The organism is Pseudoalteromonas peptidolytica (assembly GCF_012641745.1).
Classification (GTDB): Bacteria; Pseudomonadota; Gammaproteobacteria; order Enterobacterales; family Alteromonadaceae; genus Pseudoalteromonas; species Pseudoalteromonas peptidolytica.
The window spans coordinates 82,513-91,404 of sequence record NZ_WEHZ01000021.1; the positions used below are offsets into that span (position 1 = coordinate 82,513).

Genomic DNA, 8,892 nt, shown 5'->3' on the forward strand with positions numbered 1-8,892 from the left:
TGGGGGTTAGCAAACCTTGGGATAACACCGCACCTGCGCTGTGTTCTCGCCAAAACTCTCTGGCTAGATTTGGAAACAATTTAGTGTGACGTTAAAAACTACCTATTAGCCGACTCCTTATCCAAATCTTTGGCTATTTACGCTTAGCCGTTGCTCCTACAAACTTGAATTTACTACTGTCGTGAACAATAGTTAGAACTTACCTAAGCTCGCATTTTTTGGTATCAGACAGTAACACAATATCTTATTGGCTCTGGGCTTTTTAGTGTTGTTTGTGTCGTGTTTTTACCAAAGCGTTTTCCCTTACTCAGTTCAGGTTAGTTGGGCGATGAAAGTAATATTTTCAGGTATTAGCATTGTGCTTCTGATAGTGGTGTTGATGGCCGATAAATTTGCTTTATTTAACCTGAACCTCTTTGTGTATTGTGCCTTATGTTTCGTTATATTAGCGTTACTGTTGTGGTGTTTCAGGTGCGGTGTATCACGGCAACAAAGTATTCACTTAGGAGCTGATGCACCCTTTCCTCAGCTGTTACTAGATGGCTCAGGGGTCGTTGTACAGGCTAACGATCAAGCGCGGTGTTTGTTTGCTGATGTTGCTTCTGTGGAAGGGGAGTCATTAGACGCTTTAATCTCGCTCTCAAATACTAAACCAGAGTCAGAACAAGGGTTATTACCTGTGTTACTTGGCCAACTGAATCCAAACTGTACTCTTAAGTGTGACGGTAGCGCGATGACGGCTATCGTTGTGCCACTGTATTTTAATGGCTCACATTGTCGCTATATATGTATTTTCAAAGACATGAAAAAAGAGGTAGAGCTAACTGAGGCCTTTAAAGCAGAGAAAGAGCTGCTCGAAGTTACAGTAAATTCAATAGGAGATGGGGTGATATGTACTGATACTCAGGGTGTTATTACTTATGTCAATCCTGTGACGGAAGCGGTGTTGGCGATGTTGAGCGAAGAGGTTGTGGGGCGGCATTTTGATGATGTGATGCCTATGTATCACGAGGTGACTAAAACACCACTCAACGAATTTCCTGAACGTTGTCTCAAGCAAGGCCATACAATTTGTCTACCTGAACTTACTTCTATCACTAATCATTTAGGGTTAACCTTTGCAATCCAAGATTCATTTTCGCCAATCATAGCTAAAGACGGCACATACTTGGGAACCGTGATGGTGTTTCAAGACGTCACAGAGTCAAGGCTTATGGCGAAGAAAATGAACCATCTGGCTCATCATGACTCCCTCACGGGCCTGCCAAACAGACTATTACTTCATGATCGACTCGTTCAGACGTGCAAAAGAGCCAAGCGGGTGCAGCATCAATTTGCTCTGATATTTGTAGATGTGAATAAATTTAAGAAAATCAATGACTCTCTCGGCCATGATTACGGAGACTTACTCCTCAAAGAAATCGCAAGTAGGCTCACTGGGCAAATCAGGCGGTGTGATACTGTTGCAAGAGTGGGCGGAGACGAATTTGTGATACTCATTGACAGTATCAAAAACAAAAAATATGTCCGAAAAGTGATTAGTAAAATATTGGCGTGTGTTAATGGTCAATATACGCTCGAGCGAGTAACTATCAAAGCCTGCGTTAGCGCTGGCGTCGCTATTTATCCAGATGATGGCGAGGACTCTGAAGCATTAATAAAACATGCTGATGCCGCTATGTACCGAGCTAAGAAAATAAAACAGACAGAATTTCAATTTTATAACGCTCGTTTAGACCATGAAGCTGAGAAGCGGCTGCAACAAGAGAGCGACCTTATTGCAGCGATACAAAATCAAGCATTTGTGCCTTTTTATCAACCAATTATTGACGCCCACACACGAAAAATTAAAAAGCTAGAAGTACTAGCTAGATGGCAACAGGGCGATCAACTACTGCTACCGAAAGACTTCTTTGAAGTTGCCTGTGACGGTGAATTGATGATTGAAATCGGTCAACAAATCCGTCAGCGAGCGCTACGTGCAATGCAGACTTGGTGTAGTACTTTTGACAATCTAATTATCACGTTTAACTTTTCTTTGGTGGAGTTAACAGATCAAACGTTGATGAAGCAGTTTTTAGCACAGATTGCACAACATCAAATAGCGTATCGCCAAGTTGAAATAGAAATTAAAGAAGTAGATATCATTGATTTAATCGAGACAGCACCAACTATTTTACAGGAGCTAGAACAAACCGGGATTCGTATTGCTATCGATCACTTTGGTATTGGTCATGCTAACATGCTGTACTTACAAGATTTTGTATTCGACGCAGTAAAAATCCCACCGGCATTTTTGGCTTCATCAGAGTCTTTAGCTTCACAGAATAATCTAATCAAAGTGGTAGTCCAAATAGCAAAAACACTTGAGATCGAGAGTACAGCTGTGGGTGTCGAAACACCGATACAAGTAAAGTCATTAAACCTTACTGGGTGCCACCTGATCCAAGGAAACCACCTATATCCCCCTCTATCAGAAACTGACGTCACGCCAATACTGAGTACTTACATGAGTATAGAGCGGCGTAAAGCCAAATAAAATCAGTGGATTGCTACTATGGTGTGTCGACGTGTAATTGATGTCCTTACGCAGGGCATTTCAAATAACTGTTGTATTGGGATATAAAAATTACTTTAAAAAAACTAATTCTTATATGCCTGTTCCATGGCTAAAAATAGCTCAATAAAGCTTCCTTAACGACAGGACCGCTTTTTAGTTTAAGTTAGGGTCCTAAGTGAACTTTTGCAGCTTATTTTGCTGTTTTTTTGATAAAATATTTCAATCGTCTACAAAAGAGGAAAGTAAGTATAACTTATGGATAGAAATGTCTCTCTCGATATTCTGAAACTATCAATGGCTTTTATGGTTGTTGGTTTACATGCTGGCTTTTTAAGTGAAATATCAGCGTTGGGATCATACCTTACAGTTCAAGGTGTATTTAGAATTGCAGTCCCCGTATTTTTGATCATTAACGGGTTTTACTTTTTTCCTGTTTTAGCTAAAGGAAGGCAAACCACGTGGTTGAAGCGAGTCTTTATTCTGTATGCAGTATGGATGCTATTTTATTCCTATTTTTGGTTTTCATTACCGAGTTTTTCGTTAAAAGATATTATTGAGCTAATCAAAAACATCATCGTTGGTTACCATCATTTGTGGTATATCGCGGGAATGTTGGGAGCAGCGTTATTACTATGCGCATTGCAACGATTTTCATCTACTATTTTGGTTATAACTATTGTTGCCACTGCCGCACTAGGAATACTGATCCAATACTTAGGAAATTATCATTATTTTGAAGGGAGTAGGCTAGATAACTTTTTCAACTTAAATTGGTTTCATCGAAATGCTTTATTTTTTTCGTATCCATTTTTCTGTATTGGTTTTTTGATAAATAAGCATCGCATTCATACTAAGATTAGTTTAACAAGCGCTACAACGCTGAGTGCTTTGGGTCTTGCTTTCTTACTGCTAGAGTCTTATATCAACTACTCCCAAGCCAGCATGGATGAAGGGTTCGATAACTATTTCTCACTTTTAATTCTGTGTCCTTTTGTTTTCATTACTTTTACGAAAATAAAAGTATCAGGAAACAGTAAAAATATTGCATTGTATTCATCAGCGGTCTACTTTATTCACTCATTCTTTCTTAGCTTGCTAAAAATGTTTACTGATGTTGAAGCAACCATGTTGACCGCTTTGTGTATCGGGCTTTCTTTGCTTGCTTCTCACTTTTTAATTCGAGTAAATAAAAAGCTTAAGTTTATCTTATAAAAAGCAAAAATTTAGATTCTGTTATTGCTGATTTTGGCTTGATAAACCTGAGATTTAGCTGAGTTCTTGCTTAAGTCTCAGGCGCAATGCTAGCCATAGCGAATTTGGTTATTAGCTGCTACATTGTTTCCCAAGTGGAAAGGTTAACATCAAGGAAAATAGATGTGTCACAAGCTGCTTTTTATATTCTGTATTGTTGCCAGTAGCACAGCCTTTGCGAAGGCTGTGCTTGAGCGTACCATCAAAGAGCGTATTGTTGTTGCAAATACAGTTTCACTGCAAGTGTATCATGTGGCAGGAAGCGAACCGGCTATTGTATTTGAAACTGGCTCTGCTGCGCCCGCAATTTACTGGACTTTGGTGTTAAAAGGTTTGTCACAGCGGGTGCCAAATACGCTGTTGGCATACAATCGTGAGGGCTACGGAAAGAGTGAGCTTAGCCATAGAGCTTATAGTGTAGATACTGACAATCGAAACTTGCAGCAGTTACTAAAAGCGCTGAATATTAGTACTCCGTTCATCTATGTAGGCCACTCCTATGCTTACTATATGATGCAAAATTACATTACTTATTACCCTGAGCAAATAGCCGCTTTACTCTACGTAGATCCTGTCACAGTCTACTTTATCGATAAAACCCAAGCACTCACCCCTGACAAATTACTACCACCTATAGATACGTTACCTGACAATGTTTTTGCCAGGGCGTTACGACGTGAAACTCAGGCATTGAGTGAAACTGTGGCGAGTGTTAGACCTCATCAAATACCTAAAAATGTCCCATGTCGGGTGATTGCAGCGCAGTATGCGTTTGACCCGAACAAACGTGATCTAAAAGCATGGCGAGAAGGTCAAAATATGTTGGCATCACATTGTAATACTCGGTTGATTATTGCGCAAAATAGCGATCACACCGTGCCTATGAAAGCACCTCAAGTAGTGATAGAGCAAGTGATGCAACTCGTTCAAGAGTTAACACCCAAAAAGGGGCTGTAATTTGATGAATACTTTATTGCAATTATCAATGGTGGCGCGGGATTGATGAAATAATGCCTTTAAAAATAAGACGTTGAAAAAATACACAAGAAAATTTTGAGGTTTGTCATTAACGAGTCATATTGCTGATTAAAAATACATTGACTTAGGGTGGAATCCCTATATGATGTTCATAGACAGAATTTGAGTCAGTGTTTTAAAATCTCCATTACGTTGTTGTATAAGTGTTTGCTTGTAGTAGTACCGTCCTGAAGTTTTATCCACTCTACAAATTTAGGTCTATGCGCCCACATGGGCATAGCTCATCAATGCAAAGCATTGGTTTTTGTTTTTATATCAGGATTAGTATTATGTCTAACACTCTTACAGGTACCGTTAAGTGGTTTAACGAGTCAAAAGGTTTTGGTTTCATCGCTCAAGAAAATGGCCCTGACGTGTTCGCACACTTCAGCGCAATCAAAGGTGACGGTTTCCGTACACTTGCTGAAGGCGAGAGAGTAGAATTCACAGTAACTGATGGCCAAAAAGGTCCTCAAGCTGAGAACATCGTTAAGCTTTAATCGCTTAATAGATGAAGAAAAAGCAAGCTATTGCTTGCTTTTTTTGTGTCTGTAATTTAACGAATATCAACTTGTGCCCATCAGCTTAATGAAGTGAGCTATTTTGAGACAGGAAAATCTTGTCGATAACACGGCTACCGCGTACTGCTCTCGCTAAGGTACCTACATCCATATAGGCAAGGCAAAAATTTTGCTATTTGGTTGTTCTAAATAAGAAATTTTTAACGCTGTTAGCGTCGGGTTTACTCCTTCAAATTGCGCAAGTATTAAGTCTAATTGGTATTTGCATCAGGTTTGCTTCCTCAAATTGGCATATTATTTCTGTGTGTCTTGGCGAGATTTTCAAGCGTAGTGATCGCCGAAGCATAAATCTCTCGTGATGTTTTACTGAGCCCGCCGCTAGCCGCTGAAATTTCAAATGTACGCTTCATATCTCCAAGTAAATCAATCTTTTCATGTGGGTTTTCAGTCATAGATATCGGCGCGCCGATAGCTATCATCTGGCCTGAATCAATAAACCCTCCTTCGAATAGTTCTCGGGACATAGCTCGTGCTTCTGCCGCAGAAATATTGTGAACGTTGTATTTAGAGGCAATAGTTTGCCAATTATGTTCGGCATTGTTAGCGGTTTGGCTAATGGAGACTTGGGCGTCTTTCTGTACCGCTTCAGCCTTTTTTGGTTGATTCAGGCTCTGGCTGCTATAAATTGTTGGTGAGCCAACCCCTTGAGTTTGACTAACAAGCATAGGTAATCCTTTATATGATGAAATATAGATTAATTACTAAGCAATTGCCGTGCCGCAACATTTTGGGTAGCTATTCTTAATTCAATAGCGATTTAAAGACGAATATAGAGGACGCTCTACTCACTTTTACAGTATCATATGCCGATGATACACAGCCTTAAAAGTGATACAGTTAATTATGTCTTTACCTGCTTGCCCCAAATGCAATTCTGAATATGTTTATCAAGATCAAAGTCAACTAATATGCCCTGAATGTGCTTACGAATGGGATCCTAATGCGACTGCTAAAGAGGACGACTTTCAAGTAAAAGATGCCAACGGCACACTACTCGCTGATGGCGATAAAGTCACAGTAATTAAAGATTTAAAAATTAAAGGTAGTTCACAAGTCATTAAAATAGGCACTAAAGCTTTGGTAAGGCGTGTGCTAGATAAAAAAGACCATGAGCTTGACTGCAAGGTTGATGGTGTTGGTGAAATGATGGTGACAGCAAAGTTTGTCAAGAAAGCAAATACTTAAGTGGACGGTGTTTAGGGGTTATGGAGCTTTATTAAAGTTGCTCCAGTGGGTTGAGAGTGGAACTAAGTTTTGGCTCAATAGCATGAGTATACCTTTCAGTTGTACGAATATCAGTGTGACCCAAAAGCTCCTAAACTGTCATGATATAGGTTCTACTGATTAATCGTTGTGTTGCAAACATACAGCGGGAAGTATGAACTTTAACTTATTTGGGATATTGCTTAGCTGCACACCTTAGCTATTTTCAAAAAGTGGTTTCGTGTATGTGATGCGGAAAAATATAGTCATCATAGGGGGGGTGACAGCGAGTAGTGAAAGGAAAAAAGTATTGCCTGATAAGCTTTTAATCGTGTTTTTAGCAATAGATATGCCTCTGAAATGAATAGGTTGTGCGCCGCGATTGTCTTCAGTGTAGGCAACCTCAATGATCTCTTTATGAGTATCTAAGCCATGAAAAGTATGTTACGTCTATTCATGCTAGCATCTGCTGTTTAGTTATTTGACAAACTAATTATGGCTCAGGCTTTTTAACTAACCCACGAAGGTCGAAAGTTAGCACTGTGTGGAGGTTATTATGTCTATATTGTATAGGGTTTCAACAAGGAGTAGTTGATGATTAAAAATATTATTGCCATTAGTTTGTTTATAGGTTCATTTTATTTGATTTTAACTAATCAGTGGGGAATTGGCTTAACTACTCTTGTGTTGTCAGCAGTACTTTCAAAATTTCTTACTGGGCATTATTGGTTTGGATTTGGCTCTATTTTCGGTGGTGATTCGGAGAAGAATAATAAAAATGCTGGAGATTAGTACTGCAACATAACACATATGAACCTTCTTCGATCCAGTAAGCATAACGATTCTTTTTAGCTGCTAATTTGTATTAGTCATTCCTAAACCTGTCCAACTTCGTTATGTTGGTTAGCCGTTAAAACCGTTTTTGGCAAACACAGATTGAGGGAGCTTATTGCGACCACCACTGCCCAAGTCAGTCGATACAACTTAATGTTTGGGCCACTAGATATTCATCAGTTAACCTTAATCTGGCGCCACTCAAACGGATGGCTCATTCGTCCAGTTAGTTAAAGGTTCAACTAAGGTGCAAACGATTTAATGCATTGCTTAAATTAGTGCGCATCAATCGGTGTCTAATCACGGCGAAATAGCTTATTACTCCGACAACACTTACCTGTCAAATTCAGCTATTACTGGCATAAGCACAAAATCGCTATCATGTTCAGCACATCAATTACTAATCCAATACCAGTAATGCATGACACGACACCAATAACAATATCTTCAAGATAAGGTGAAGTCAGTTTAAGTAATTCATGTTTATCAGCTTGTATTTTTTGATGAACAACCTTATTACCGCGTTCATCAGGTATGCAAACGTATAAAATGTGTGCATGAAGGCCAATTCCACAATAATATTAATGAAAAGTAGAATAGGATTTCATTGATCTTTCTCCTTTGGGTTTGGTCGCCTAGAAGTTTAGCTGTCAGCTAAACTTCTAGGAGAGGGTTCAATAATTATCAGACTGTTTGATAAGTGAATAAAATTGCGTTGGCTTGGTTTCGATCCGATTCAGATCATAGCCAACTAGATTTTGCGTTTTAACTGAGATGTTATAAGTAATCTCAATTTCGGAGTAAAAATAAGCTATGAAGTGTTCCGTTTATATTGCAACCAGTGCCGATGGCTATATAGCAACATTTGATGGCGATGTTGATTGGCTGCACACTGCAGGAAATTCTGAAGCAGATATGAGTGAGAACCCTGATATGGGATTTGATGAATTTATCGCCTCAGTTGATTGCATGATTATGGGGCGAAAATGCATGGATGCTATTGCTGGTTTTAACTTGACTCCTGAGCAATGGCCTTATGGTGATACAAAAATCTATGTATTAAGTAATACAATGAAAGAGCCACCTGAAAATTTACGTAACAAAGTTGAGATGTATTCAGGTGACATTTTGAAGCTAATAAGTCAACTCAAAAGTAGTGGCTATAAACATGCTTATATTGATGGCGGCACTACAATTACGAATTTTATTAATCTTCAACTACTCAATGAAATGACAATTACAAAAGCACCAATCATTTTAGGTAAAGGTATTCCGCTTTTTGGCGAATTGAATAAAAGTATTAAGCTTACAAATATAGAAGCCGCGAATTCAACTCCGAAGTGCACCACTCGCTAAATTAAGCTGCTTTACGTACTTTGCGTAATTTATTGAATACAACAGCAGGCTGTTTATACCCTAAACACTTTCTCGGTCTGGCATTTAATG

At 39.0% G+C, this 8,892-nt stretch carries 8 protein-coding genes and 1 pseudogene; 7 read left to right on the forward strand and 2 right to left on the reverse strand.

Features of this window, described 5'->3' with window-relative positions:
- Positions 1–328 precede the first annotated feature (328 nt).
- From F9Y84_RS14350 to F9Y84_RS14365, 4 genes are all read left to right on the forward strand, one after another.
- Positions 329–2,539 carry a sensor domain-containing protein gene (locus tag F9Y84_RS14350; protein WP_211091643.1) on the forward strand — a complete coding sequence of 737 codons (2,211 nt, stop codon included), beginning with the start codon at positions 329–331 and terminating at the stop codon, positions 2,537–2,539.
- A 276-nt stretch (positions 2,540–2,815) separates the two neighbouring features.
- The gene (locus tag F9Y84_RS14355; protein ID WP_147390961.1) at positions 2,816–3,772 is read left to right on the forward strand and encodes an acyltransferase; all 957 of its coding nucleotides are present in this window, start codon (positions 2,816–2,818) and stop codon (positions 3,770–3,772) included.
- Between the two features lie 162 nt (positions 3,773–3,934).
- Positions 3,935–4,768 (forward strand): alpha/beta fold hydrolase, encoded by an 834-nt coding sequence (locus tag F9Y84_RS14360; protein ID WP_147390960.1) that lies wholly within the window; start codon positions 3,935–3,937, stop codon positions 4,766–4,768.
- A gap of 350 nt (positions 4,769–5,118) precedes the next feature.
- Positions 5,119–5,328, forward strand: a complete 210-nt coding sequence (locus F9Y84_RS14365) for a cold-shock protein (protein WP_010603820.1) — start codon at positions 5,119–5,121, stop codon at positions 5,326–5,328.
- Positions 5,329–5,630: 302 nt separating this feature from the next.
- On the opposite strand, the gene F9Y84_RS14370 is transcribed toward F9Y84_RS14365, so the two are convergent.
- Positions 5,631–6,074 carry a hypothetical protein gene (locus tag F9Y84_RS14370; RefSeq protein ID WP_147391454.1) on the reverse strand — a complete coding sequence of 148 codons (444 nt, stop codon included), beginning with the start codon at positions 6,072–6,074 and terminating at the stop codon, positions 5,631–5,633.
- Positions 6,075–6,252: 178 nt separating this feature from the next.
- Here F9Y84_RS14370 and F9Y84_RS14375 point away from each other — a divergent pair, with 178 nt between their 5' ends.
- A complete protein-coding gene (locus F9Y84_RS14375) occupies positions 6,253–6,594 on the forward strand; it encodes a zinc ribbon domain-containing protein YjdM (protein WP_125252608.1) in 342 nt (113 codons plus the stop codon).
- Positions 6,595–6,927: 333 nt separating this feature from the next.
- Here the strand turns inward: F9Y84_RS14375 and F9Y84_RS22235 are convergent.
- A pseudogene (locus F9Y84_RS22235) lies at positions 6,928–7,070 on the reverse strand (IS110 family transposase); the annotation flags it as partial.
- 136 nt (positions 7,071–7,206) lie between these two features.
- Here F9Y84_RS22235 and F9Y84_RS14380 point away from each other — a divergent pair.
- Both F9Y84_RS14380 and F9Y84_RS14385 read left to right on the forward strand, forming a co-directional pair.
- A complete protein-coding gene (locus F9Y84_RS14380) occupies positions 7,207–7,404 on the forward strand; it encodes a hypothetical protein (protein ID WP_147391453.1) in 198 nt (65 codons plus the stop codon).
- Between the two features lie 855 nt (positions 7,405–8,259).
- A complete protein-coding gene (locus tag F9Y84_RS14385; protein WP_168756766.1) occupies positions 8,260–8,802 on the forward strand; it encodes a dihydrofolate reductase family protein in 543 nt (180 codons plus the stop codon).
- The last annotated feature ends 90 nt before the right edge of the window (positions 8,803–8,892 follow it).

Excerpts from the sequence above, each read along its gene's own strand:
- F9Y84_RS14350 (WP_211091643.1), top strand. The coding sequence starts at position 329 with ATGAAAGTAATATTTTCAGGTATTAGCATTGTGCTTCTGATAGTGGTG.
- F9Y84_RS14385 (WP_168756766.1), top strand. The coding sequence starts at position 8,260 with ATGAAGTGTTCCGTTTATATTGCAACCAGTGCCGATGGCTATATAGCA.
- F9Y84_RS14370 (WP_147391454.1), bottom strand. The coding sequence starts at position 6,074 with ATGCTTGTTAGTCAAACTCAAGGGGTTGGCTCACCAACAATTTATAGC.
- F9Y84_RS14380 (WP_147391453.1), top strand. The coding sequence starts at position 7,207 with ATGATTAAAAATATTATTGCCATTAGTTTGTTTATAGGTTCATTTTAT.
- F9Y84_RS14360 (WP_147390960.1), top strand. The coding sequence starts at position 3,935 with ATGTGTCACAAGCTGCTTTTTATATTCTGTATTGTTGCCAGTAGCACA.
- F9Y84_RS14365 (WP_010603820.1), top strand. The coding sequence starts at position 5,119 with ATGTCTAACACTCTTACAGGTACCGTTAAGTGGTTTAACGAGTCAAAA.
- F9Y84_RS14355 (WP_147390961.1), top strand. The coding sequence starts at position 2,816 with ATGGATAGAAATGTCTCTCTCGATATTCTGAAACTATCAATGGCTTTT.
- F9Y84_RS14375 (WP_125252608.1), top strand. The coding sequence starts at position 6,253 with ATGTCTTTACCTGCTTGCCCCAAATGCAATTCTGAATATGTTTATCAA.